The following is a 24541-nucleotide window of genomic DNA, read 5'->3' as shown; positions in this document are numbered from 1 at the left end:
GCCAAGTTTCGCCTCGAGTTCTTTGGGCCTGATCCTCTGGTCCTCGCCTGGCCGTAAGGCTGGCGCTTGGATGCTGTGTGATCAATAGCCGGGTCACGGCGACTTGATCTGCAATACTTCCGAGTTAAAGACGAGGGGGCACCATGTCAAAGCTGCACGTTACGCAAATCGAGGGGTATCTGTCGACGACCTTGAAGGGGCGCATCGACATGAGTGACTACGCGCATCACTCAGACACCAGCCAAGTAAAAAAGGCATTTTTGACCCGAGGCTTGGGGGCACTAGCTGCTTCCCATATGACCGAGACTCCAATCGCAGAACTCGGATCGGCGATTACTGATGGCTCGAAGGATGGTGGCATCGACCTCATTTATTTCAATGCTGCTGAGCTAACGCTTTACCTTGTACAGACCAAATGGCATGAGGACGGCCATGGCTCAATGGAACTTGGCGAAGTGCTCAAGTTCATTGAGGGTGTAAAGAAGGTGCTTGACAACAATCTAGACGGCCTCAATGAGCGAGTGCAGACGAAGAGGGCCGACATTGAGCGAGCTTTGTTCGACGCGAACGCAAAGTTCATGCTCGTGCTTGCTCATACAGGACAGGAAGAGCTCAGTGAAGAGGTCGAGGCGGCGCTAAGCACGTACGTAGAAACCCAAAACGACACCTCCGAACTAATGTTCTTACGAGTTCTGAAGCAGAGCGAACTGCACAAGGCAGTTGCGGCGGGGCTAGCCGGAGCCCCCGTTTCTGCTGAAGTGCAACTGTATGGCTGGGGTCAGGTGAGAGAGCCGCACTTTGCGGTGTATGGACAGGTATGCGCTGCTGACGTCGCTGGCTGGATGAAAGCGAACGGACCGCGCCTGTTCGAGAAGAACCTGAGGCAGTTTCTTGGGACCAGCGCCGTCAATCAAGATATTGTTGACACATTGGTGCAAAGACCTGAAGACTTTTGGTACTTCAATAACGGAATTACTGCTGTCGCGTCTGACGTGGCCAAAAAACCCATTGGGGGAAATTCCTCTGAGTCTGCAATCTTTGAGTGCACGGGTTTTTGCGTTGTGAACGGAGCACAGACCGTGGGCTCCATCTTTGCGGCTGCGACTCAGAATGCTGAGGCTGTGGCCAAAGCGATGGTGCCAGTCAGAATCATTTCGAGTGCGAAAAGCGCGGATCCGTTCGCATCCGAAGTTACTCGATTCACGAACACGCAGAATGCGATCGAGAAGCGCGACTTTGTTGCCTTGGATCCACAGCAGGAGCGAATTCGCCAAGAGTTGCACATCGAAGGTGTCGAGTACGCCTACAAATCTGGGGCAAGCACGGGCACCGCAGCAAAGCGATTTGACCTAGCTGAGGCAACTGTCGCGTTGGCCTGTTCAAGCATCGACGTGACTCTTGCGGTTCAAGCGAAGCGCGAGATTGGCAAGCTTTGGGAGGACCTATCTAAAGCTCCTTATAAGCAACTCTTCAACTCTGGCGTCACAGGACCGATGGTGTGGCAGGCGGTTCAGGCAATGCGAATCGTTGATCAGGCACTTGCTGCCACAACCTCGACGTACTCTGGGCGTGAGAACTTGATTTGCGTACATGGTAATCGGTTCATTCAATGGGCCGCCCTCAGAAGGCTCGAGTACGCAAGCTCGAAACCCTTTTCGAGAAGTGAGGGCGAAGTTCAAGCAGCTGTTCAGGCTACGATCGAGAGAGTCATCGATTTGGTGAAATCAGACTTTGCCGACTCATATCCGGCAAGCCTTTTCAAGAATCTCGCCAAATGCAAGGCGCTCGCGGGTAATGCCTGAGCGAACGGGGAGTTGGGGTCAGGGAGTTGAGGTCAGGCCTTGAATCTGAAAGCATGACCTGACCCTCGTCAATCCTCAGTTGGCCCAAGCTCGGTACTCGCGCGGCGTCATCCCGTTGCAGCGTCAGACCTTGAAATTCAAGGCCTGGTCTCGCGTCTGGTGTTCCGGGTGCCGTCGGATTGGCGATTCCGGCCGCTGTACATTACTTAGACGAATTGAGTACTCCTTCAGGACTGCGACTTCGGCGCACGAAGTCAACATGATTTGGCTGACCGCTTACGGCCGTTCTACCGGCCGGCAAAAGGCCAGCCGCTGCAGTGAGCGACACCGGCGCTACGGCAGGCGCGCCTTCCCGCCTTTCGCCGCGTGAAGTCGCAAGGTCCGCGAAGCACCTTCTGGAGCCGAATCGTCTTTCGTGTTCAAGTCGTCAATCAAAATCATTAGACGAAGCCAATAGATTCCAAACCAAGCAAATCCCAAATATTCGACCCAATAGACATAGGGGGTATCGAGTTTTTCGATCGCGCCATAGACGAATGCTGTGATGCCGACCAACATAAAACCGCCAGACAATAGTCGAATTTGCAGCAGTCTGTCGATCAACTTCTGATCACCTACCTCGTTGAGCTTGTCTCGTAATGGTTTGCCGCCCGCATATGCAACCGAAGCGAGGGCGCCGGCAAACATCAGTCCTGCAGAGAGTCCATGAATCCAAGTTGGTCCTAAGCCAGGAATGCAATGTTTTTGGAGGCAAGCCATAGGAAAGAGGGCAACAGCAAGAGAAAACACGCCTGCGAGGTTGTGGATGTAATTGTCCAGTTGCGTAAGGCCGCGATAGGCAAGCAGTATGCACCCGAGAAAGGACAGGAACATCACGAACAGCGTTCTCGGAGTGCCACCGTCGGGCAAGGCGAAGTAGTAGGCGCTCAGAGATTGTTGGAGTGGCACGCCACTGACGAGTGGAATAAGAGCGGGCATAAGAATCAGGGAAATAGCTGCGAAATATCTGAGGCTGCGGTAGGTGCTTTCAATTCCGTAATCAGCAGAATCCCATTTGATGTCCACATTAAATCCTTCCATGTGTTTGATGACCGCCAGCGGCGGCGAACAAAGCAGGCCAGTACAAAACGATCTGGCTGGCGCACCGCGTTACCAGTAATGCCGCCGTCGCTCCGAGAGGAAGCTTCTCAGGCGATCAGGGAATACTCAGGGACGTCAGCAGTACGAGGGTGACCTTCTTCGAGCGCGATTTCTCGGCAGCCGACTTGATCTCGTCCATGGTCTCAGCTAACTCACGGAGGATGGCTTTCCTTGGGTCGCCGGCCAGCCTTGTCGCAGCCAGCAATCGATCCATGATGAAGCTGCGTAGCCTGGCCTCAGCCGAGCTGTTGTAGCCGTTGGTCGGTGCGGCCGCCTCCACGCTTTCGTCGACCAGCATCACCGGTTGGACGTTGATGGCTGCCCTCCCGTCTGCCGGATTGCGCACGAAATAGACATCAGAACCCGCGACGATGTCCGGAAACGCCGCGTGGCTGTATCGGGCCAGCACTGTTTCAGCCCCGTCCACGATCTCCCACACGCCAGAGTCTCGACGGCGCACCACGCCGGAATCAATGTTGTTCACGGGAGCCTCCTCACTTCTTTGTGATCCGGACCGAAATCGGGTCCCCCACCTTCACGACCTTGCCGTCCTTGTCTTTGGTGTAGAACATGAGCTCGATGTTCTTACCCGGGGGAATGCCGCCGGTACGTGCAGTCGTGAACGAGACCTGCAGGCTTGTGGCAGTTCGCGGCTCCACAAGATCCCCGCGCTGATTGTGCAAAGTGACCTGCGTGATCTTGTCCAGCGCTGTGCCGGTGGCCGTGATCGTGAAGTCGGAAGGAACGATGAAGTACAACGGCTTAGGCAGCACACCCGCAATGGCAGGCTTGGTCGGATCTGCCGCAGCCTCAGCTTTCTTGGGCTTGCAGCCTTCGCCAGACGGATCCTTCTGGTAGTCAACGGCCACCCTATCGCGCCCAAACGGGGTGACGATATGGAGGAAGGCATCCAGCGCTCCCGGTGCGGCAATCGGATGAACCGCCGGGACGTTGACGATGATGCCGTCCATGTCCGGTGCGATCGTGACGGCGTTAGCGTCGAGCAGTTGCCCCAGCACAATCACCTTGTCTGTGCGCCAGAGGTTGCGACCACCTATCAGCAGCGTGGTTGGACTGCAGGCATTGATCGGACCGCCGCCGACGATGGAATCGATCTTGGGAGCCCGGCTCGGTACGCCTATGATCGAGTACGTGAACCAGTCGTAGTCCGGCGCTCGGCGCACCATCGGGATCTCTAACTGCCGCGTTCCGCGACCGGACGAAGCCAGACTGCCATATGCCAAGTCTTGCGGCGAAGGTCCCCATACGGAGGTGACTTTCAACTTGAGGGTCGGCCACCAGGTCGGAACTGAAAGGTCGACAGACAAGTCGTACGGTTTCAGCGCCTGCTCGACATCGATTCTGCCTTTCGGATCGAGCCATGCCCGCGGACCAAACACCCAGCCAAAGGTCTGCTGGCCACCCACCGAGTAGCCGACCACTGACGGGATTCGCTCCAGGGTCGTTGCTCGGCCCATGGCCTGGCGTGAGTAGGCCAGAGCCGCCTCAGCGGCAGTCCCCGAAGATGGAGAGTTCGCCGCCACCGTGGCCGCGAGCATCAGACTGCTGGCTGAACGAGCCACGGTGGACATCTGCTGTACCTGTTCGCGTGGCCCCACTTCGTACACACGGGCCTTGCCTTTGGTGGATGCCTTGTCGAGCTGCTCGAACAACTGCCCCCACGCGAAAGCGCTGGTGAGCTTCGTCAATCGGCTGCTGTAGCCGGCGCACTCCGGAATGCCCGTGAGAATGGCGTTAAGACTCTTGAGGAAGTCCGTCGCGTCGGCGTGCCCTTTGGCTGCGTCGAGCGCAAAGGGACCCTGACCACGCGAGGTTTGACTCTGGTCAAGCCAGGTCGCGATCTCGAACGTTCGCACCCGAACTTCAGCCTGGTAGGCGTCGTCCTGGAGTTCGAGTTGCTGCGCCTGCTCCCTGGCTGGCAGGCTGCTGCCCTTGGTCGTATCGCAGAGGGCCGCAAAGATCGGCGCCTTGGACCCGCCAGCGACCTGGTGAGCAGACATTAGGCCGCGGGAGGCACGCTGATCTGGATTGGTGGACCAACTCGCCGCTTGCAGGTTGGCAAGCAGCGCGTCCGGTTGGCCAGCAGGCGCACTGCGCGGCAATGCGTACTCATAGCCTCCGACCGCCAAGAACACCACCTTGCCGGCGCGGTTCAGGCGTTTTGCGTCTGACGAGTCGTTGAAAAGCTGTGCTGTCCGAGCTGGACCATCCTTGTTGATGTGGTCCATCCACTCGCGCAGGAAGGCGGATTTCGCATCGTTGTTGAAAGTTTCCTCGGATACCACCACCTCAACTGCACCAAGCGACTTCGGATAGTTTGGGTCGGGGATCACTGCCGCCTGCAGGTTGATGCGCATCAGCGCGGCGTTGCCCAGGTCATGCAACTCATCCAATGCGCTGGCATTGCGCGCGCTGCGGACCATGTCAAGGTAGGCCTGGCGGTCGCGGAACGTGTCGAAGGGATTGGAGGAAGCCGCCGTTTGGGCGATGGGCTTGGTTTCGGCGTTGAAGCGTTCCCTCAGGCTGAGCAGCGTCGCGTCAATCTTGCCCAAGAGGTAGTCAACCGACGGTGCCGTGACACCGCTTGCGGCAGCAGCGGGCTTGTCGGCAGCCAGCTTCCCTAGTTCCTTATTCAGCGGCTCGGTCTGCTCAGGCAGCTTGGACCGCAGCAACTCCGCGTCCTTGCGCAGCTGCTCGAGCTGCAGTTGCAGTTGCAGCGTCGAGATCTCCTGCTGCACGTCGGCCGTCTCTTTTGCCCTGCGCGCCGTCAGCCCGGCTGCTGGGTCGCTGCGCAGCCCGAGCGACGCGGCGAAAGCTGTAATCAGCTCGGTCTCTCGCACAATGTCTGGCTTGAATTCCTGCTGGTCCACGCCGTCGATCAGCTTTTGAAGGCGGGCAACTTCCTTGGTCCGTTCATTGATCAGGGTCTCGCGGCTGTAGACCTTGGCATCGGACAACGTGATCGTGCCAACCGCCGCGTGGGGCGTGGCGTCGTACTTCGCGACTTGGCCGAACGGCAAGCTGCTGCACCCAGCGATGAGCGCTCCCAGCGCGGGTGCGGCCAAACTCAATACACGCTTCATGATTTGTCCCTTGAAGCAGAGGGGCGCTTGCAAGAGCGAGAACTTGGCCTTGTCCGTTCGCTGTCTCGTCACCCGCCGTGTGGGCGTTTGAAGATGGGATGAACGAGAGCTACCTCTGTGTTTGAGGGCAGTCTAGGTGCGGGCAGTCGCTGCTTGATGAAACTATCGGGACAGAGGTCAGCAGATTTGATGAAGCAGCGCGCCACTGTTGCGTCGGCGTTCGTTACCGCAACGTGCCCCAAGGAGCGCTGTGCCGTCCGTCTGGCTATCCGAACCGAACATCAACGATCACGCTCTTGTCTCGTGCGAGCACCACCGTCACCCTCTCAGGCAAATACATCATGTCGGTCGGATCACCATCTCGAATGATCCGTGCCGGCCGGCCGATCAGGTCTGATACCTTGCACTCAGCAGTTGCCGCAGATCCTGTAGAGGCTAAGCGCTGCAACGTTTCTGCGTGTTCCGGTGCGATAAGCCAAGGCCAAGAGTCGGGATCTTGCCAAGGCCAGCTATCGCCGGGATCTCCTTCTTCAGTTGCGCCAAGAAGATGGAGAGGCTCACGTCCTGGAACCAAGCTCTCCATGCAGTTGGCGCTGGCATGCACGCGCACGCCCTTGCACCATTCGGGCAACCAAAAGCTGGTCCCGCCGGTAATCGGCATCAATGCTTGACCGGCCGGTCCCGATGGAGGTGTTGCGACGAAATCGAGGTCTTGCAGGCCATCGCCAGGCGGCACGATGTACACCCAAGGCTCAAGACGCCCGCCTGACCAGCCAGTGCTCGTGACTCGACCTTGTACTGTCACGAGAAGTCGAGGCGGACGACTGCGCGTAGTTGCCAGGTGAATATCATCGATATAGAGGACTTTCGCCATTTCGTTCTCCAATGTTTGGGGTGACAGGGACCGCGACGTTATCGACGGCCCAGGAAGCTGCCATCCACAAGCTTCAGGACAGCAGGCGAACGAGAAGGCCTCGCTGATCCGGCTGAGGGTCTACCGGCTGAGCAGGGCTCGGGGTTAGGCCTTAAGCAGGGCTCGGGGTCAGGCCTTAAGTCTGAAGGCAAGACCTGACTCTCACCGAGCTTCATCCCGCCCGAACTCTGTACTCACGAGGCGTCATACCGAAACGCGCGCGGAAGCTGCGGCTCAGATGGGGCTGCTCGAAGAAACCGCAGTCCCGCGCCATATCGCTGAGGCTGAGGCGGCCGTGTGCCAGCAGCCTGGCTGCGCGCTGCAGCCGGTACTGGCGCGCGAAGTTGCCCGGTGAGCAGCGGAAGTGGCTGCGGAAAACGCGTGCCAGATGGACGGGATGCAGGCCCAACTCCAGCATCAGCTTGCACAGGCCATGCTCGCACACGGTGTACAGGCTGTCGGCCTGCAAGGCATCTCGGCATTGCAGCAGCCAGGGCGGCGAGCGGACGTGCTGGCGCGCCGGCGCGAGAGGGTCAGGTCGTGCTCAAGCCAGGGCTTGAAGCTTGAGCCCTGACTCTAAGCCTGCAGTGACCCCGAGCTTGCGAGCCTGAACCCGGAGTGGGCTTCGGCCGGCCTTCACACCTTGGCGAGAAAGGCCGCCGCATCGCCCGCTTCGCACGGCCAGTCGGCGAAGACCCCGACCAGATTGCATTCCACGCAGTGGCAGCCGATGTAGTACCAGCGCAGCTTGTGGCTGCCCTCGACCACGGAGACGCCGGACATCAGCTCGAAAACTTCGTTCTCGCACACGCACTCGTGCGTCTCGGGTGCGGATCCTTCCAGGTGGTTCGCGCTGTCGCCCATCAGGTGCTCCTGGCCGCAGTCGGTGCAGGTGCGGATGGCCACGCCGGCTTCTTCATCGCTCTGCAGCGCGAAGGTCCGGCAGCCGCAACTGCTGCATTTGGATGCGGCAAAGCGAGTGGCCTCGTGGCGATTCGCCACGCTGTAGCTGCGCAGCTCGGCTTGGGTGTCGCCCGAGGTCGTGCCGTACCAGAACTCGCCCTTTTTCGTCAGTGCCATGGATGCGGCTCCGTTCTTAACTCGTTCATTTATTCATTCATTAAAGGTGGGCTTCCCGGTAGGCCAGACGCCAAGCTCGCCCCGATCCTCGGGATTCTGCCTGGAGGCCCGGCGAATCGACGTCCAGGGCCCGGGTCGGGGGGCGGGCCCCATGGACTCATCAGCTATTTCAGGCGATAGGCGTCAAGATCACGCAGTCGCCCGATTTCTTGCCAAAAAGACTCAGCCGTCGAACGCCTGATGGGGTCCAGGTCTGGCCGTATCGCAATGTAGAAGTCCTGAGTGAGCAGCGAAGTTCGGAGCGCTTCCAACTTAGGCAACTCCTGCTCCGTCGGTTTCAAGTTGGCCTGGTAGGCCTGCAGCGAATGTCGGGGTACGACCGCTAGATGGGTGCGTCCGGCTACGAGCTTGTTCAGCGCCTGCTCGTAGGAGGCTGCTCCATCATCGACTCTGGCGCCGACCGCGGTGAGTCGCTCCATCAGCAAGGACACACCGCGCCTCACACCGATCAAGGGTTGAGCCTCTGGCGAGAACTCTCTGCCGTCCCAGTCGAAGTGAGTTCCGGCCCGACGTACCAGGACGTACTCAATGGTCATCACTCGGCGCGATCGATCAATCTGCCGGTCGGCGAGTCGGGGAAAGGCGAAAGATTCGGTGTGCACCGAGATCGGGGCAGCAAACATGCCGTCGATCGTGCCCTTTAACAACAAGGCCCGGCATCTTGGCTGGGGTAAGCGCTCGAATTCAATCTGGAGGCTGGCGCCTCGTGCGGCGTCACGAAGCAGCCTCTCCGTCAAACCAGGCTTGTTCTCGTCACCGCTGAAAAACGGGGGCAGCGGCACATCGACCACACAGATTCGCAACACCTCATCGGCTGCCGCCGCCGCGAGCCCTGGGGCCAGGCAAGAGAGCACAAGCGCGATGAGGCGGGGTGCAAGCCGCCTCAAGCATGTTTTCCCCGGGGGCCATTGCAACTTCATGCGCATCCGAGCTTCTCCGGTACGTTGACCGCCTACCGGAATGTACCCGGTGTCGCGGCGAGCGAATGAAGGTGCTCGTGCATGCGCATGGCCTGCCGCACCCTCCTCTTCGCGCTTGTTTAGTAAACCGCGCTAAAAACACCTGTCTTCCGTCACTTTGGTTGACGCTCAAAAAAGCGCTGGATATAAACATCACCCATGAACAAAGCCGGGTGAAGTGCCTTCGCCTGAGCCTTGGAAGCGCACGATGATGCGTTTATTAAACCTAAGATCGAGAACACCGGAGACACCGTGTTGCTGATGCTGCATTCGAAATCGCCGCTGCTGGGCTTGTTGCGCCTTCGCGCAGCGCTAGGCTGCACGCCGCCCTGCCAACCCGGAGTGCCGGCATGAGCGGAAGCGGCAATGGCAACGGCGGCGGCCAGTCGGTCACCATCCGCGACATCGCGGAGGCCACGGGCTTGTCGATCGGCACCGTGTCGCGGGCGCTGAAGAACCAGGCCGGCATGACCGAGGTGACGCGCAACAAGGTGCGCGAGGCTGCGGCTCGGCTCGGTTATGACCATTCGCAGCTGAAAAAAGGCCGCATCCGGCGCATCGCCTTCTTGCTTCACAGCCAGCACAACACGCTGGCGTCCAGCCCCTTCTTCTCGCCGGTGCTGCATGGCGCCGAGGCGGCCTGCCGGCGCGAGGGGATTGCGCTGTCCTTCATCGTCGTGGGCCCGGCGGAGCCGGTGCTGGAGCAGGTGCGGGTGCATGCGCCCGATGCGATTTTGTGCGCGGGCTTTTTTGAGCCCGAGGTGTTGAGTGCGCTGATGCTGACGGGCAAGCCCATGGTGCTGGTGGACATGCACCGCCGCGGCTTCAGTTCCATCAACCCGGACAACGCCCTGGGCGGCTACCTGGCCACCCGGCATCTGCTGCGCAGCGGCAAGCGGCGCATCGCCATGCTCTCGGGCTCCCTGGCCCACTACAGCATTCAGCAGCGCAACCGCGGTTTTCGCCGCGCGCTGTTCGATGCCAAGGTGCACGCTGACCCCGACCTTGAGGTCATCGTGCCGACCATGGGCGAGGGCGACGAGGGCGTGGTCGAGGCCATGCGCAGCCTGCTCAAGCTGCCCAAGCCGCCCGATGCCGTGTTTTGCTACAACGACAGCACCGCCCTGGTGGCGATGAAGGCCTGTCTGAACGAGGGCTTGAAGGTTCCCTACGACATCATGGTCGTCGGCTTCGACGACATCAGCAGCGCGGCCGTGGCCGTGCCGCCGCTGAGCACGGTGCACGTGGACAAAGAGGCGCTGGGTGCCTCGGGCGTGGAGCTTTTGCTGCGCCTCAAACCCGATGAACCCCCTGCCGAACTGGTTCTGCCGGTCCAGATGATCGTGCGGGAGAGCAGCAGTGACGATTGACCGACGGATGAGTCATTCAAGGCAATCGACACGGGCCCCATTCGCTCAAAGCGCCTAACTCTAATTTTCCTCACCATGTCCAATCTCCCCGACTTTCGCTCTCGGGCGGTGCTGCTCGCCCATGCGCAGCACAGCATGAGCTTCTACCACCCGCGCTGCATCGACTGGAGCGGTGGCATGTACCACTTCTTCAAGGACGACGGCAGCGTCTACGACGCCGAGCAGCGCCATCTGGTCAGCAGCACGCGCTTCGTCTTCACCTACGCCATGGCCTACCGCCACTTCGGCCAGCCAGAGTATCTGGACGGCCTGCGCCATGCGCTGAGCTTCTTGCGCGAGGCGCACCGCGACAGCGAGTTTGGCGGTTACAGCTGGCTGTTGCGTTGCCACCCTGGCGGCCGTGAAGTGGTGGATGGCACCCAGCATGCCTACGGCCAGGCCTTTGTGCTGCTGGCCTACTCGCATGCGCTGATGGCCGGGCTGGAAGAAGCGCGGCCCTGGGTGGCCGAGACCTTCGAGCTGATGGAGCGCAGTTTCTGGGAGCCCGAGGCCGGCCTCTACGCCGACGAAGCCAGCCGCGACTGGAGCGAGCGCTCCAGCTACCGCGGCCAGAACGCGAACATGCACGCCTGCGAGGCGCTGCTGGCCGCCTACCGTGCCACGGGCGAAACGCGTTACTTGGAGCGCGCCTACACCGTGGCTTTCAACATCACCCAGCGCCAGGCCGAGCGCTGCGGCGGCTTGATCTGGGAGCACTACGACGCGAACTGGCAGCCCGACTGGCAGTTCAACATCAACGACCCGGCCAATCTGTTCCGGCCCTGGGGCTACCAGCCCGGCCATTTCACCGAATGGGCCAAGCTGTTGCTGCAGCTGGAGTCGCTGGGCGGTGCCTTGGAGCGCGACCTCAGCTGGGCTCTGCCCACGGCCGAGCGCCTGTTCAAGGTGGCGGTGGAGAAGGGCTGGCATGCCGAGCATGGCGGCCTGTGCTATTCCATCTCGCCCGAGCTGGAAATCTGCGACGCAGACAAGTACTTCTGGGTCCAGGCCGAAAGCGCGGCCGCCGCCGCCATGCTGGCCCAGCGCACCAAGCACCCCTTCTACTGGGACTGGTACGAGCGCCTCTGGGCTTACAGCTGGACGCATTTTGTCGACCACGAGCATGGCGCCTGGTGGCGCATCCTCGACGCGCAGAACCGCAAGTACAGCGACGAAAAGAGCCCGGCCGGCAAGGTGGACTATCACACCATGGGCGCCTGCTACGACATCGTGGCGGTACTGGACGCTGCATCGGCTGAGGGCTCTGGCCATGCATGACGCGCCGCTGATGCTCTGCGCCGGCGAGGCGCTGACCGACATGATCCACCAGGGCGAGGGCCATTGGCAGGCCCGGGCGGGCGGCTCCACCTGGAATGTGGCGCGTGCGCTGGCGGCGCTGGGTGAGCGCACGGCTTTTGCCGGCGCCATCAGCGCCGACCGCTTTGGCGATGATCTCTGGTCCGCCAGCGAGGCCGTGGGCCTGGACATGCGCCTGCTGCAGCGCTCGCCGCGCTCGCCGCTGCTGGCCATGGTGGAGCAGGGCGAGCCGCCGCGCTACTTCTTCATTGGCGACGACAGCGCCGACCTCTACTTCGACCCCGCGGCCCTGCCCGAGGGCTGGTCACGCCAGCTGCGCTGGGCGCATTTCGGCGGCATCAGCCTGGCGCGCGAGCCCCTGGCCGGCCGCCTGGTCGCCTTGGCCGAGCATTTGAAAGAGCAGGGCGTGGCCATCAGCTACGACCCGAACTTCCGCAAGGTGATGGACGAACGCTACACACCGACGCTCCATCGCATGGCCGCCGTCGCCGACCTGATCAAGGTCTCGGACGACGATCTGCGCGGTCTTTTCCCCGATCTATGCCCCGGCCTGGAACTGGACGCGGCGCTGCAGCGCCTGCGCGCGCTGAACCCGAACGCGCTGTGCCTGCTGACCCGCGGCGGCCATGGTGCCAGCCTCTACCGTGGCGAAGAGCGCGTGGACGCCATGGCCCCGGCCGTGGCCGTGGTGGACACGGTGGGCGCGGGCGATGCCAGCGCCGCCGGTCTGCTCCACAGCCTCAGCCGCCACCCCGATCGCCCTTTGCAAGCCCATCTGCACGCGGCCTTGGCCGCCGGCTCCGCCGCCTGCCTGCAGGCGGGCGCCACCCCACCGACACCGCTGGCCATGGGCCGGCTGTTCGATCAGCTTCAAGAAAAGGTTTCCTCATGAGTCAGCGTTTCTTGTCTTCTGTTTCCCGTTCTGCCGCTTGGTCTCCAGCGCGCCGCGCGCTCAGCGGCCTGTGCCTGGCCGCTGTGGCCACCATGGCCCAAGCCGCGCCCCTGCCCGCGCTCAAGCCGGTCAGCGAGGCCGAATCAGCCCAGCTGGCCCAGCGCGTCAAGGAAGAAACCCGCCACGCCTGGCGCGGCTACAAGCAGTACGCCTGGGGCCAGGACGCCCTCAAGCCCCTGAGCAAGAGCGGCCACAACTGGTACAAGAGCTCGCTGCTGATGACCCCGGTCGACGCTCTGAGCACCTTGTTGGTGATGGGGCTGAAGGAAGAGTCCGACGAGGCGCGCGAGCTGATCGCCAGCCAGCTGAACTTTGACCAGGACCTCTCGGTGCAGAACTTCGAGATCACCATCCGCCTGCTCGGCGGCCTGGTCTCGGCCTACCAGCTCAGCGGCGATGCCCGACTGCTGGCCAAGGCGGAAGATCTGGGCAAACGCCTGCTGCCGGTGTTCGATTCGCCCACCGGCCTGCCCTACACCCATGTCAATCTGCGCACGGGTCTGGTCAGCGGCACGATCAGCAACCCGGCCGAAACCGGCACCCTGATCATCGAGTTCGGCATGCTGAGCAAGCTGACCGGCCAGCCGATTTACTTCGAGAAGGCCAAGCGCGCCCTGGTGGAAACCTACCGCCGTGCTTCACCGGACGGTGTGGTCGGCTCGGCCATCAACGTCGAGACCGGCCGCTGGGAGCGTACGGACGCCCACATCGGCGGCGGCATCGATTCCTACTACGAGTACCTGTACAAATGCTGGCGCTTGTTTGGTGACAACGAGTGCAAGGCCATGTGGGACCACAGCATTGCCGGCGTCAACAAGGTGCTGGGCGACGAAACCAAGACCGGCTTCTGGTACGGCCACGCCGACATGAAGACCGGCCGCCGCACCAAGACGCAGTACGGCGCGCTGGACGCCTTCATGCCGGCCCTGCTGGCCGTGGGCGGCGACCTCAAGCGTGCGCGCAAGCTGCAGGAATCGAACCTGCGCATGTGGCGTCTGCACGGCATCGAACCCGAGTCCATGGACTACAAGACCATGAAGGTGCTGTCGCCCGAGTACGCGCTGCGCCCCGAGATCGTCGAGTCGGCCTACTACTTGCACCAGCTCACCGGCGACACCCGTTACCGCGCCATGGGCCGCGAGTTCTTCGAGGACTTCGTGCGCCACTGCCGCACGGAAGCGGGCTATGCGGCGCTCAAGGATGTGCGCAGCAAGGTGCATGAAGACTCGATGGAAAGCTTCCTCTTCGCCGAGACCTTCAAGTACTTCTACCTGCTGTTCTCGCCGAAATCGGCGCTGGACTTTGACGCCGTGACCTTCAACACCGAAGCCCACCCGATGCGCCTGTCGGCGCCGGTGCGTTGAAGTCCCTCCAGGAGATGACCGTGATGAAGCACACATCCTGGCAAGGCGATCCGGAGCTTGCTCGTGAGACGCAGGCTGACGGCGCACCCCTGCGACTCCATGCCAAAGCCCAAGGGCTTTGGCTCTCGCTTGGCACAGGGAGTCCACTGGACTCCCTGTGCCCCAGCTCGATCCCCCGCCCGCTGCGCGGGCTCCTCCTTGACTTACGTCGCAGGGTCACCCCGCCAGCCTGCTTGAGCAGATCGTCGAGGGTTCCCTCTTCGCAAAGGGAGTCGTTGGACGGCGGCGGACGGTGGGTGGGTGCGGCCACGGAAGTTAAGGAGGAGGCCGCGGAGCGGCCGGGGGACATGAAGTGGACGTACCCAGCCGCCGTCCGCCGCAACGCCTGGCCTTTGCGCATGCGCAGCCTACTGGGCTTGCTGGCCGGCTTCTGCCTGCTGCCGGCCGCCGTGCCGCTGCAGGCCGAAGCAGCCCCGCTCAGCGTGGGCAGCATGCCCGTCAACACCTTCATCGGCACCCAGGACGACGGCAACACCTTCCCCGGTGCGTCGGCGCCCTTCGGCATGATCCAAGTCAGCCCGACCGGCGAGCATTACGCCGGCTGGCGCTACAACGACACCCGCATCCGCGGCTTCGGCCATTCCTACCTGTCTGGCGCGGGCTGCTGGGAGCAGGGCGGCCAGCTCTCGGTGTTGCCGGTCACGGGGCGCATCGCCCCGGGTGGTGAATTCGACACGGCCAAGGTCGGCAGTTTTGACCACAAGCGCTATGCGGCCGAGTACACGCATGCGGGCGAAGTGGGCCAGGCCGGTTACTACAAGGTGCAGCTGACCAGCTACGGCGGCATCACCGCCGAAGCCACCGCCCTGACCCGCGCGGCGGCCGAGCGCTACAGCTTTGCCGCCGGCGCGCCCACCGGCCATGTGCTGGTCAACCTCGGCCAGGCCAACGAGAAGCACTCGGTGGTCGGCAGCGAGCTGCGTGTGGGGGACGACCAGCGCAGCATCGAAGGCAAGATCACCACCAAGAGCTTTTGCGGCGGCGCTCAGTACACCACTTGGTTCCGCATGGTCTTCGACCGGCCCTTTGTGGCCCATGGCATCTGGGACGGCGCCGGCGCCTGGCCGGGCGCCAAAGGCCCCAGCCACCAAGGCGAAGCGCGCCCACATGGCGCCTGGCTGAGCTTTGATCTGCAAGGCGGCAAGGCGGCGGTGACGGCGGTCAGCGCCATCTCCCATGTCGATGCCGAAGGCGCCCGCATCAATCTGCGCGCCGAAGGCCTGGCTCCGGGCGGCGAGCCGCTGAGCTTCGACGCCATGCGCGCCAAGGCCGAGGCCAACTGGCAGCGCGAGCTGAACAGCGTGCGCATCGAAGGCGGCAGCGTGGACGAGCGCACCGTGTTCTACACCGCGCTCTACCACTCGCTGCTGCAGCCCTTGACCGGCAGCGATGCCGACGGGCGCTACCGTGGCTATGACGATGCGATCCACAGCGCCAACCATCAAGGCAAGGACTGGACCTACTACGAGTTCTTCTCGCTCTGGGACACCTACCGCACGCAGAACCAGCTCCTGGCCCTGTTGCGGCCGGAGCGTGCGCGCGACATCGCCTACTCGGTGCTGAAGATCCGCGAGCAAGGCGGCTGGCTGCCGCGCTGGGGCTATGCCAACTTCGAGACCAACATCATGACCGGCGACCCGGTGACTCCTTTCCTGGTGGACCTGTGGCGCCTCGGTGCGCTCAAGGGTCGCGAACGCGAGGCCTATGCTGCCCTGCGCGAGAACGCCTTTGGTGTGCCGCCGCACCGCATCCGCGCCCAGGGCCGGGCGGGCAACCCCAGCTATCTGAAGCAGGGCTTCGTCCAGTACGACCGCGGCTTTGTCTCCAAGGGCATGGATGTGGACCCGCACCACGGCGCCTCGTCGACGCTGGAATACGCCCTGGCCGATGGCGCCCTGGCCGAGATGGCTCAGGCCCTGGGCCACAAGCAAGACGCCAAGGTGTTGGCCCAGCGCGCCCTGAACTGGCGCCGCATCTGGGACGAAAGCGTGCTTGACGCGGCCACCAGTCAGCGCGGCTTCCCGCGCCCACGCCGGCCGGACGGCAGCTGGTTCACCGAGCTCAATGGCGGCTACGACCCACGCTCCGAGCGCGGCTTCCACGAGGGCACGGCCTGGCAGTACCAATGGTTGGTGCCGCAGGACATCCCCGGCCTGGTCGCGGCCATGGGCGGCCAGCCCCAGGCCGCGCAGCGCTTGGATCATTTCTTCGACTACGAGGCCCTGCTCGCCGACCCGGCGGCCGCGGTGCGCAAGTCCTGGGTGGTGGGGCCCTACAGCTATTACAGCCAGTTCCGCTACAACCCCAACAACGAGCCCGATCTGCATGCGCCCTGGGTTTACACCCTGATCGGCCAGCCCTGGAAAACCGCCACCGTGTTGCGCGCCGCCGAGACCCTGTTTGGCAACGCGCCCAACGGCGTGACCGGCAATGACGATCTCGGCACCATGTCGGCCTGGTATCTGTTCAGCGCCCTGGGGCTCTACCCCGACATGCCGGGCAGCGGCCGCTTCTTGCTGCATGCGCCGCGCTTCGCCCGCGCCGAGATTGACCTCGGCACTGGACGCACCTTGCGCATCGAAGCACCGGAGGCGAAGCCGGGCGAGCGACGCTTTGTGGAGTCCGTCAACTGGGCGGGCCGCGAACACCATCCGGTATGGCTCTCATGGGAAGCCATGCAGTCGGGTGCTACCCTGAGCTTCAAGCTGAGCCCGCAGCCCGACCCACAAGGTTGGGGCACGCGTGCCCGCGATCTGCCCAAGGCGCCGCCGGGCCTCAGGCCTTGAGCCTGCTGCCAGGAGCCGGCACCGGATAAGACAAGCAAGACAAGACAAGCCAAGCCAAGCAAGACAAGACCCACAACAGGAGACAAATTCAATGGCAAACATGTCACACAACACCGCGCCCCGGGCGGCGGACATCCAGGGAGGCAGCGGCGTGGAGCAGGGCAACAGCAACACCAGCGCCCTGGTCATCGTCACCCTGCTGTTCTTCATGTGGGGCCTGATCACCTCGCTCAACGACGTGCTCATTCCCCACCTCAAGGCCATCTACACCTTGAGCTATGTGCAGGCCATGCTGGTGCAGTTCTGCTTCTTCGGCGCCTACTTCATCGTCTCGCTGCCGGCGGGTGCGCTGATCCGCCGCATCGGCTATCAAAAAGGGGCCGTGGCCGGCCTCTTGATCGCGGCCTGCGGCTGCGCGCTGTTCTACCCGGCGGCGTCCAGCGGTTACGGCGTGTTCCTGTTTGCCTTCTTCGTGCTGGCCTCGGGCATCACCGTGCTGCAGGTGGCGGCCAACCCGTACGTCACCGTGCTCGGCCCGGCCCGCACGGCCTCCAGCCGCCTGACCCTGACTCAGGCCTTCAACTCCCTGGGCACCACCATCGGCCCGGCGGTCGGCGGCCTGCTGATCCTGTCGGCCGTGGGTGTGGCCGCTGATGCCGCCACGGTGCGCGGCCCCTACCTGGGCCTGGCCGCGGCACTGGCCTTGCTGGCCGTGCTGTTCTGGGCCGCCAAGCTGCCGCAAATCACGGATAGCGAATCGGTCAGCACGAGTGCTGAAGGCCAGGGTGCTTCTGCCTGGTCACACCGCCATCTGGTGCTGGGTGCCATCGGCATCTTTCTGTATGTGGGCGCCGAGGTCAGCATCGGCAGCTTCCTGGTCAACTTCCTCGGTGAGTCGCACATCGCCGGCCTCTCCCATGGCGACGCTGCGCATTACGTCAGCGTCTACTGGGGCGGCGCCATGATCGGCCGCTTCATCGGCTTTGCGGTGATGCGCACGGTCAGCCCGGGCAAGACCCTGGCTTTCAACTCGCTGGCGGCCATCGCCCTGGTGCTGGCGGCCGTGTTCGGCAAGGGCAGTGTGGCCATGTGGGCCATCCTGGCCGTGGGCCTGTGCAACTCCATCATGTTCCCCACCATCTTCAGCATGGCGCTGAATGGCCTGGGCAAGCACACCGGCCAGGGCTCGGGCATTCTGTGCATGGCCATCGTCGGCGGTGCCCTGGTGCCGTTTGCGCAGGGCGCCATGGCCGATGCCATGGGCGTGCAGACCTCCTTCCTGCTGCCCGCGGCCTGCTACGGCTTCATCCTGTATTTCGGCGTGAAGTACGCGTCGATGTATGGGGCGAAGTGAGTGAATGGGTGAACAGGTGAATGGTGAATGGTGAATGGTGAATGGTGAATGGGTGAGGATGGGGTGTTTGCCGTGTTGAAGCGTATCCACCATGCGGCCATCATCTGCTCGGACTACCCGGTCTCCAAGCGCTTCTACACCGAGTGCCTCGGCCTGCGGGTGCTGGCCGAGAACTTCCGGCCGGAGCGCCAATCCTACAAGCTCGATCTGGCCTTGCCCGACGGTGGCCAGATCGAGCTGTTCTCCATGCCGGGCGCGCCGCCGCGCCCGTCCTACCCGGAAGCGCAGGGCCTGCGCCATCTGGCTTTCGAGGTGGAGGACGTCGAGGCTTGCCGGGCCGCGCTGCAGGCGCAGGGCATCGCCGTCGAGGCGATCCGGCTGGACCCTTACACCGAGCGCCGCTTCGTCTTCTTCGCCGACCCCGACGGCCTGCCGCTGGAGTTGTACGAGCAGGCGAACGGCGCGCGTTCATCAGGCTGAGGCCAGCGGGCCCAGCCTGGCCTTGGCCTCCGCCTGGCGTGCCAGCTCACGCTCCGCCGCCGTGGCGTAGTGGCGGTCCCAATGCTGCAGCTTCGGCGCCATCAAGTGATGCCAGAGCGGCGGGATCAGGGCCACGACGATGGTGCTGAGGTAGCCGCTGATCATGGTGGGCGCCTCGGGGTAGGGCTGCAGGGCGTGGAAAGGCACTTCGCCCTGGGCATGGTGGTGCGAGTGGCGGCTCAGATTGAACATCGACCAGGAGCTGATGCGCTTGTTGGTATTCCAGGAGTGGTGCGGCTGCACCGGCGTGGCGGGGTCGCGCACGATGCCGTAGTGCTCCATATAGTTGACGATCTCCAGCAGCGCCTTGCCCCAGAGCGCGCACAGCACGAAGAAGCCCGCCGCGGCCGCGCCACCCAAGCCCCCGGCCAGAAGCACCAGGCCCAGGCTCATCAGATGCCCGCGAATCACGGCGTTATGTAGGCTGAACACCGGCCGGCCGCGGCGGCGCAAGCTGCGCCGCTCGATCTTCCAGGCGCTGACATTGCCTTTGATCGTGGAGCTCAGGATGTGGCGGTAGACGTTGCGCCCGCGCGGCGCCGTCGCCGGATCTTCGAGCGTGGCGACATAACGGTGGTGGCCGTAGACATGCTCGATGGAAAACACGGTGTCGAAGCTGAAGGCCAGCAACCATCGGCCTATCAGCATCGAGACCGGGTCCCAGCTGCGGTGAGTCAGCTCATGGGCCGTGATGGTGCCCACCAGGCCGATCAGCAAGCCGGTGAGGACAAAGGCCGAGACATGGTGGCCCCAGGCGGTGGCCGCGCGCGCGGCCAGCAGGTCGTGCCCGCTCCAGGCGCTGGCCCAGGCGCCAAAGTCCAGGGGGTCACCGTTGGACACGCCCCAGACGGCGATGAACACGATCAGCATCAAGAGTGGCAAGGCCAGCCAGAGTTGCAAGGTCAGCAGGCCGGGGTGGCGGTACTCGGGCGTGCGGATGTCATCGCCGCACAGGGCGTCGCCCACCGTGTAGAGCAGCAGCACGGCCAGCAGGCCGGCGCTGATCCAGGCGCCGCCCGCCGCCAGCGCGGCCGCTGAGCCCAGGCCGACGCCATGGAAAAGGGCGAACTTCAGGTAGTCCAGCAGATGTGCGGGCCGGCGCGGCTGCGGCGCGGGTTTGCCGCTAGGCGCCGGCGATTCATGCCCGCTGAGGAAGCGGTCGGCATGGATGTGAGTGGCAGGCAAGCCCAGCTCGAGCAAGCGGCTCTGCGCTGCATCGACCATGGCCGGAGGGCCGCAGAGGTAAGCGGAAGCGTGGGCGCCCGCACTGAGTTGCTCGGCCAGCAAGTCGGTGACATGGCCGCGCGCGCCCTGCCAGGCGCTGTCAGGGGCCGCTCCGGAGAGTACGGGCACGAAGCGGAACTCGGCTGGCCATTGCCTGGCCAGGGCCTCGATCTCGTCCTGTGCGTACAAGTCGCTGGCGCTGCGGGCGCCGAAGAGCAGGGTGGCGGGCCGGCGCAGGCCTTGGGCGAGAGCGTCCTTCAGGATGGCCAGCACGGGCGCCAGGCCGCTGCCGGCGGCCACCATCAGCAAGGGCGCGGCGTCCGAGGCGCGCAGGGTGAAGTCGCCCAGCGGTCCTTCGAGCTGAAGCGTTTCGCCGCGCAGGTCCTGCCCGTGGACCCGGCTTGAGAAGGCGCCGCCTGGCAGCTGGCGCACGAAGAACTCGACGTGAGCGTCCGGGCTGCAGGGCGCGGCGAAGGAGTAGTTGCGGCGCAGGCCGGGCAGGCTGCTCAGGGTGAGCGCGGCGTATTGCCCGGCCTGGTAGGGCAGCGGGCTGTCCAGCTGCACGCGCAGCCGGGTGATGTCGGCCGTCAGGCGCTGCTGGCCGATGATGGTGCCGCTGACCCGGAGTGGCCGTGCTGCTGCCGCTTGCGGCAGGTCCACGGCGATGCGCACATCGCTGAGCGGCCGGCTCTGGCACGCCAGGATCATGCCGGCGTCCAGCTCCGCGTCGCTGAGCAGATAGCTGGTGTCGCGGCGCTGCTCGACCTGGCCTTCAAGCAGCCGGCATTTGCAGCTGGCGCAGCCGCCGACCCGGCAGCTGTTGGGGAAGTCCAGCCCCTCGCGCAGGGCGGCTTGCAGCAAGGTCTCGTCGCCCGCGACGTGGATGCGCTGCGCATTGATCAGGGCGCTGTGAGCTTCTCTTGAGGACATGGCGGGTGCAGTCTGCGCGCAGGGTCTGCGGCTTGTGCCTCGATGCTAGAAACTCCGGCGCCATCTGCACAGGTCGCGCTATGACATTCGGAGGTCATTTCTTGACATGGGGCGATCCGGGCTAGAGTTCGCCGCATGACGCCGCCCTCGCCGAACATCCAGCTGCAGTCGCTCTACATCCGCCAGGTCGCCGACCATGTGGCGGCGGTCGGCGGTGATGTGGCGGCCTGGTTGGCGCAAGGCGGCTTGCGACCCGAGCAGCTGGAGGGAGCCTTGCCCGAGCTGCCCATGGACGCCCTGGCCCGCTTGATCGACGGAGCCCTGGCGCTCACGCGCGAGCCGGCCCTGGGCTTGCTGGTCGGCGAGCGGCTGCGCGTCAACACCCTGGGCGTGCTGGGCTTTGCGGCCATGAGCGGGGCGACGCTGCGCCAGGTGATCGAGCTGCTGGTGCGCTACATCGGCTTGCGCACTTCGCTGGTGTCCTTGGCTGTGGAGCTGCATGGTCAGGAGTTGCGCTTGCTGATCCTGGAGCCTGTGGCTCTGGGCCGCATCCGCCGGCCGGTGCTGGAGGCGGTGATCCTGGCGCTCAAACATGCGCTGGAGGCGGGGGCTCCGGGACGCGCCGCGATCAGCCGCGCTGCCTTTGCACTGCCGGCGCCGGCTTACGCTGATTTTGCCCAGCAGCTGCTGCGCTGCGAGCTGAGCTGGAACTGCGCCTGGAGCGGCCTGGCCCTGCCGCTGGCGCAGGCCGATGTGCCGCTGAGCGCCGCCGATGCGGCCGCGTTTGCGCAGGCCGAGCACTTGTGCGAGGCCGAGCTGCGCCGCCTCGCGCCACAGCAAAGCACCACGGCGCGTGTGCAGCGCCTGCTGCTGGAGGCGAGTGGCACGCCGCCCTCGCTGAGCCGGGTGGCGCGCCAGCTGCACCTGGGGCCTCGCACCCTGCACCGCCGCCTGCTGGACGAAGGCCGCAGCTTCCGGGAGATCAGCGACGAGCTGCGCCACCGGCTGGCGACCGAGCATCTGCAGCGCGGCCAGCTGAGCGTGCAGGAGGTGGCGTTCGCCCTGGGCTACACCGACCTCGCCAATTTCCGCCGCGCCTTCCGGCGCTGGCAAGGCATGTCGCCCACTGACTACCGTGCCGCTTGCCGCGCTGGCTTCACTGGCGCTGCATCTTGATGCGCGCCGGGCCTTGCACCAAGGTGGCGCTGGCGGCCTGACCGTCGGCGGGCTCGAACAGCAGGGTGGCGTCAACCGTGGTGGTGTAGAGCTCGCGCGGGCCGGCGGCCTTCAGCACCAGGGCCGGCTGACCCGGCGCCTGGCCCATCAGCTGGCCCTGCTCGCCCAGATAGATCTTGATCCGAAACTGCGGGCTCAGGTATTCGCCCAGCAGCGCTTGCTTCTGGGCCTCGCTGAGCGCCAGATCGGCCCGCTGCGGCAGATCGCCGCTGCGTGTCCACAGCTCGCCTTCACCGTCGCCTTCCGCGAAGAAGCGCAGGCCGCTGACCTTTTGCTCGGCGTCGCGCTCGAAGGCAATCTGTGCCGGGCCGGACGTGGCGACGAAACGGGCCGGGCCAACGGCTGCGAGCGGCTGCACGGCGCCGCCATTGCGCTGGCTGGTCAGCGCGCCGTCCACGACACGCAGCCTGCGGCTGTCCTTGCCCAGGCCGTAGACGCCTTCGAAGGCCTTGAGCTGGGCCGGGGCCAGCGTGACGGTCGCGGGTTTGGGGAAGGGCTTGCCGGCGGCAAAGGCGGCCAGTTGGCGAGCGATGGCATCGAGGTTCATGCCGCCGTCGGCATTGCGCAGCAGGGCCACGGTGATGCGCTGGGCCGGCAGGTATTGCAGCATCGAGTTGAAGCCGTGGATGGCGCCGCCGTGCTGGATCAGGCGTTCGCCGCGCAGGCTGTCAACGAAAACGCCGTAGCCGTACTTGGAGGCCACGGCTGCGCCTTCGGGCGTGGTCATGCGCTGGTAGCTGGCGGGCTTCAGGAACGCACCCTCGTGCAGCAGCTGGTTCCAGCGCCACAGTGATTGCAGATCGCCGACCAGGGCGCCGGCCGCGTGCGGCTGGCTCATGCTGATCAAACCAGCCGGCGCAAACTTGCCGCCTTCGCCGCGGGTGTAGCCGGCCACGTGGCCGGGGACCAGGCGCTCGGGCGCGGGGTAGAACACCGGCGTTTTCAGGGCGTTCAAGCCCTCCCACCAAGGCTTGCCGGTGATGGCCTCGATGACCGCCCCGACCAGCACATAGCCCGAGTTGTTGTAAGCCCAGGCGCTGCCCGGCGCGAAGTCGACCGGCTGGTCCTGGAACTCCTTGACCAGTTCGGCCGTGCTCAGGTCGCGCCGGACCGGATTGCCCATATAGCCGGCGATGCCGGTGTAGCTCTTCATGCCCCCGGTGTGGTTCAGCAGCATGGTCAGGGTGATGGCCTGGCCATTGGGGTACTGGGGCAGGTATTTGGACAGCGGATCATTCAGGCTGGCCCGGCCCTCGTCCACCAGCTTGAGCAACAAGGCCGCGGCGAACTGCTTGGTCACCGAACCCAGGCGGAAGCGCTGCTCCGGGCCTAGAGGCACACCCAGCTCCAGGCTGGCCGCGCCGCGCGCGGTTTGCACCAGCAGCTGATCGCCTCGGGCCACCAGCACGGCCAGGCCGGGCCCCTGGGGGGTGATGTTCTCGCGGTCCAGCAGTTCCTGCGTGAATCGACTGACCGCGGCTGCGTCGGGCAGGGTTTGCGCGAACGCGGCCAGGGGGGTCAACAAGGGGGCGGCAATAGCGCCGGCAAGAGCGCTGGCATTCAGCGCATGGCGCAAGGGCAGTGGCAACATGGGTCAGGCCTGAAGTCGATCAAGCCGCGATTGTTGCTGCGAGCGCCCAAGCACAGGCATGACGTGCGACAGGATGCGTGTACGCCGTGACGGACGGTAGCAGTTGGGGGTGTACCGGCCTCCAGTTCCCCCGCGGATCAGCGGCTCACGCACCAGAAACCAGCGTCGCCGCGCGCGCGGTTGCCCGAATTCGAGGCCGATGCGCGCGGCAGGGCCCCGCTGAGCCATCGGATCGGCCGACAAAGTCGGCGGTCGGTATCAGCGCCAGGTCTTGCGCAGCTCGGGCAGTTCGACATTGCGTTGCGGGAACGGCGCCAGCACATCGCAATGGCGCTGCCGTTCGCCCATGCGGCTGACCCGCACGCGCCCTTCCCACTCGCAACGGCGGTCCCGGCAGCGGTAGCGCCAGACGGGGCTGAACAGGCTCAGCAAGCGATCCAGGCTGCGGCGGCTGATGCGGTGCACGACGCCGTGGCAGCGGGGGCAATGCCAAGCGGCATGTTCAGTGAAGGCGTCGTTCTTGCTTGCGTATGTCATGGTGAGACTCCTGGTGTGGCCGGCTCATGACGTGGCGGTTCGTGGTGAGACTGAAACGGACGGTAGCCGCCGGGGGGGCTTTCGGTCTGTGCGATATGGCACAGTGGATCGAGGCACTATTCCCGGTGCACGGGCGGGCGGCGCTGTCCGAAAGACCGCGCCGGCCACGTTGGCGGTAGCCGG

General features: G+C 64.3%; 19 protein-coding genes. 9 read left to right on the top strand and 10 right to left on the bottom strand.

The genetic code is table 11. From position 1 onward, the window contains the following. The first annotated feature begins 143 nt into the window (after positions 1-143). Positions 144-1802: an AIPR family protein gene (locus LNV28_RS02445; RefSeq protein ID WP_263516661.1), complete on the top strand. Its 1659-nt coding sequence runs from the start codon at positions 144-146 to the stop codon at positions 1800-1802. A 333-nt stretch (positions 1803-2135) separates the two neighbouring features. On the opposite strand, the gene LNV28_RS02440 is transcribed toward LNV28_RS02445, so the two are convergent. The 7 genes from LNV28_RS02440 to LNV28_RS02410 form a co-directional block, all read right to left on the bottom strand. After that, positions 2136-2867: a hypothetical protein gene (locus LNV28_RS02440; RefSeq protein WP_263516663.1), complete on the bottom strand. Its 732-nt coding sequence runs from the start codon at positions 2865-2867 to the stop codon at positions 2136-2138. 130 nt (positions 2868-2997) lie between these two features. Continuing rightward, positions 2998-3426 (bottom strand): hypothetical protein, encoded by a 429-nt coding sequence (locus LNV28_RS02435; RefSeq protein WP_263516664.1) that lies wholly within the window; start codon positions 3424-3426, stop codon positions 2998-3000. 10 nt (positions 3427-3436) lie between these two features. Next, positions 3437-6046: a hypothetical protein gene (locus LNV28_RS02430; RefSeq protein WP_263516665.1), complete on the bottom strand. Its 2610-nt coding sequence runs from the start codon at positions 6044-6046 to the stop codon at positions 3437-3439. Between the two features lie 265 nt (positions 6047-6311). After that, positions 6312-6920, bottom strand: a complete 609-nt coding sequence (locus tag LNV28_RS02425) for a hypothetical protein (RefSeq protein ID WP_263516666.1) — start codon at positions 6918-6920, stop codon at positions 6312-6314. A 211-nt stretch (positions 6921-7131) separates the two neighbouring features. Next, positions 7132-7428: a helix-turn-helix transcriptional regulator gene (locus LNV28_RS02420; RefSeq protein WP_263516667.1), complete on the bottom strand. Its 297-nt coding sequence runs from the start codon at positions 7426-7428 to the stop codon at positions 7132-7134. Positions 7429-7595: 167 nt separating this feature from the next. Further along, positions 7596-8039 (bottom strand): hypothetical protein, encoded by a 444-nt coding sequence (locus LNV28_RS02415; RefSeq protein ID WP_263516668.1) that lies wholly within the window; start codon positions 8037-8039, stop codon positions 7596-7598. 164 nt (positions 8040-8203) lie between these two features. Next, positions 8204-9019, bottom strand: a complete 816-nt coding sequence (locus LNV28_RS02410; protein WP_263516669.1) for a substrate-binding periplasmic protein — start codon at positions 9017-9019, stop codon at positions 8204-8206. Positions 9020-9408: 389 nt separating this feature from the next. Between LNV28_RS02410 and LNV28_RS02405 the strand changes: the two genes are divergently transcribed. The 7 genes from LNV28_RS02405 to gloA2 all read left to right on the top strand — a co-directional run bounded on the left by LNV28_RS02405 (position 9409) and on the right by gloA2 (position 18780). Beyond that, positions 9409-10428 (top strand): LacI family DNA-binding transcriptional regulator, encoded by a 1020-nt coding sequence (locus LNV28_RS02405; protein WP_263516670.1) that lies wholly within the window; start codon positions 9409-9411, stop codon positions 10426-10428. A gap of 75 nt (positions 10429-10503) precedes the next feature. After that, entirely contained in the window at positions 10504-11745 is a 1242-nt protein-coding gene (locus LNV28_RS02400) for an AGE family epimerase/isomerase (protein WP_263516671.1), read from the top strand. Then, on the top strand, positions 11738-12676 hold the full coding sequence (locus LNV28_RS02395) for a carbohydrate kinase family protein (protein WP_263516672.1): 939 nt from the start codon (positions 11738-11740) through the stop codon (positions 12674-12676). The genes LNV28_RS02400 and LNV28_RS02395 overlap by 8 nt, the downstream gene beginning before the upstream one ends. Next, on the top strand, positions 12673-14100 hold the full coding sequence (locus tag LNV28_RS02390; RefSeq protein WP_263516674.1) for a glycoside hydrolase family 47 protein: 1428 nt from the start codon (positions 12673-12675) through the stop codon (positions 14098-14100). Before LNV28_RS02395 ends, LNV28_RS02390 begins: the two co-directional genes overlap by 4 nt. A 347-nt stretch (positions 14101-14447) precedes the next feature. After that, on the top strand, positions 14448-16946 hold the full coding sequence (locus tag LNV28_RS02385) for a GH92 family glycosyl hydrolase (RefSeq protein WP_263516675.1): 2499 nt from the start codon (positions 14448-14450) through the stop codon (positions 16944-16946). A gap of 91 nt (positions 16947-17037) precedes the next feature. Next, positions 17038-18300: a sugar MFS transporter gene (locus LNV28_RS02380; protein WP_263516676.1), complete on the top strand. Its 1263-nt coding sequence runs from the start codon at positions 17038-17040 to the stop codon at positions 18298-18300. A 72-nt stretch (positions 18301-18372) separates the two neighbouring features. Then, positions 18373-18780 (top strand): SMU1112c/YaeR family gloxylase I-like metalloprotein, encoded by a 408-nt coding sequence (gloA2, locus tag LNV28_RS02375; protein ID WP_263516678.1) that lies wholly within the window; start codon positions 18373-18375, stop codon positions 18778-18780. Here the strand turns inward: gloA2 and LNV28_RS02370 are convergent. Next, on the bottom strand, positions 18772-20994 hold the full coding sequence (locus LNV28_RS02370; protein ID WP_263516679.1) for a fatty acid desaturase: 2223 nt from the start codon (positions 20992-20994) through the stop codon (positions 18772-18774). The genes gloA2 and LNV28_RS02370 overlap by 9 nt on opposite strands. Positions 20995-21129: 135 nt before the next feature. On the opposite strand from LNV28_RS02370, the gene LNV28_RS02365 reads away from it, so the two are divergent. Next, a complete protein-coding gene (locus tag LNV28_RS02365; protein ID WP_263516680.1) occupies positions 21130-22170 on the top strand; it encodes an AraC family transcriptional regulator in 1041 nt (346 codons plus the stop codon). Here the strand turns inward: LNV28_RS02365 and LNV28_RS02360 are convergent. Together LNV28_RS02360 and LNV28_RS02355 are read right to left on the bottom strand one after the other, a co-directional pair. Next, complete coding sequence (locus LNV28_RS02360; RefSeq protein WP_263516681.1) at positions 22151-23821, bottom strand: serine hydrolase domain-containing protein; 1671 nt, start codon at positions 23819-23821, stop codon at positions 22151-22153. The genes LNV28_RS02365 and LNV28_RS02360 overlap by 20 nt on opposite strands. Before the next feature lie 258 nt (positions 23822-24079). Next, entirely contained in the window at positions 24080-24358 is a 279-nt protein-coding gene (locus tag LNV28_RS02355; RefSeq protein ID WP_263516683.1) for a hypothetical protein, read from the bottom strand. Positions 24359-24541 lie beyond the last annotated feature (183 nt).

It is taken from the genome of Paucibacter sp. DJ2R-2 (genome assembly GCF_025717675.1).
Taxonomy (GTDB): domain Bacteria; phylum Pseudomonadota; class Gammaproteobacteria; order Burkholderiales; family Burkholderiaceae_C; genus Paucibacter_A.
The sequence above is the reverse complement of the archived record's forward strand: the minus strand, read 5'-3'. Positions and strand labels throughout refer to the sequence as shown.

What these genes read in the sequence shown, in the direction of transcription:
- LNV28_RS02445 (WP_263516661.1), top strand. Translation starts at nt 144, where the DNA reads ATGTCAAAGCTGCACGTTACGCAAATCGAGGGGTATCTGTCGACGACC.
- LNV28_RS02430 (WP_263516665.1), bottom strand. Translation starts at nt 6,046, where the DNA reads ATGAAGCGTGTATTGAGTTTGGCCGCACCCGCGCTGGGAGCGCTCATC.
- LNV28_RS02425 (WP_263516666.1), bottom strand. Translation starts at nt 6,920, where the DNA reads ATGGCGAAAGTCCTCTATATCGATGATATTCACCTGGCAACTACGCGC.
- LNV28_RS02415 (WP_263516668.1), bottom strand. Translation starts at nt 8,039, where the DNA reads ATGGCACTGACGAAAAAGGGCGAGTTCTGGTACGGCACGACCTCGGGC.
- LNV28_RS02410 (WP_263516669.1), bottom strand. Translation starts at nt 9,019, where the DNA reads ATGAAGTTGCAATGGCCCCCGGGGAAAACATGCTTGAGGCGGCTTGCA.
- LNV28_RS02405 (WP_263516670.1), top strand. Translation starts at nt 9,409, where the DNA reads ATGAGCGGAAGCGGCAATGGCAACGGCGGCGGCCAGTCGGTCACCATC.
- LNV28_RS02400 (WP_263516671.1), top strand. Translation starts at nt 10,504, where the DNA reads ATGTCCAATCTCCCCGACTTTCGCTCTCGGGCGGTGCTGCTCGCCCAT.
- LNV28_RS02395 (WP_263516672.1), top strand. Translation starts at nt 11,738, where the DNA reads ATGCATGACGCGCCGCTGATGCTCTGCGCCGGCGAGGCGCTGACCGAC.
- LNV28_RS02390 (WP_263516674.1), top strand. Translation starts at nt 12,673, where the DNA reads ATGAGTCAGCGTTTCTTGTCTTCTGTTTCCCGTTCTGCCGCTTGGTCT.
- LNV28_RS02385 (WP_263516675.1), top strand. Translation starts at nt 14,448, where the DNA reads ATGAAGTGGACGTACCCAGCCGCCGTCCGCCGCAACGCCTGGCCTTTG.
- LNV28_RS02380 (WP_263516676.1), top strand. Translation starts at nt 17,038, where the DNA reads ATGGCAAACATGTCACACAACACCGCGCCCCGGGCGGCGGACATCCAG.
- LNV28_RS02370 (WP_263516679.1), bottom strand. Translation starts at nt 20,994, where the DNA reads ATGTCCTCAAGAGAAGCTCACAGCGCCCTGATCAATGCGCAGCGCATC.
- LNV28_RS02365 (WP_263516680.1), top strand. Translation starts at nt 21,130, where the DNA reads ATGACGCCGCCCTCGCCGAACATCCAGCTGCAGTCGCTCTACATCCGC.
- LNV28_RS02360 (WP_263516681.1), bottom strand. Translation starts at nt 23,821, where the DNA reads ATGTTGCCACTGCCCTTGCGCCATGCGCTGAATGCCAGCGCTCTTGCC.
- LNV28_RS02355 (WP_263516683.1), bottom strand. Translation starts at nt 24,358, where the DNA reads ATGACATACGCAAGCAAGAACGACGCCTTCACTGAACATGCCGCTTGG.